A 240-nucleotide genomic window follows, 5' to 3' on the forward strand; every position below is an offset into this window, starting at 1 on the left:
GGGTTGTAGGCCGTGGAGTCGGCCAGGGCGTCGCCGGTGAAGGTGGCCACCACGTCGTCGTGCTGGTCGCTCATGATGCCGAGCTTGACGCCGCCCTCGTCCAGGCTGACCAGGTTGCCTTCTGGGTCGCGGCCGAAGCGGGCCTTGACCGTGCCGGCCGGGTCGGTGACCGCGATCATGTCGTTCTCGATGCCGGCGTAGACGAAGCGCTCCTCCACCCCGCCCTGGATGCGGCTGTCG

The 240-nt window shown here is 69.6% G+C and carries 1 protein-coding gene; it reads right to left on the reverse strand.

Annotated features, from left to right (window positions below; all coding sequences use genetic code 11):
* The coding region (locus IO39_RS56475; protein ID WP_043637990.1) for a hypothetical protein at positions 1–240 on the reverse strand (240 nt) is incomplete at both ends.

This window comes from Nonomuraea candida (assembly GCF_000725485.1).
GTDB classification, from domain to species: domain Bacteria; phylum Actinomycetota; class Actinomycetes; order Streptosporangiales; family Streptosporangiaceae; genus Nonomuraea; species Nonomuraea candida.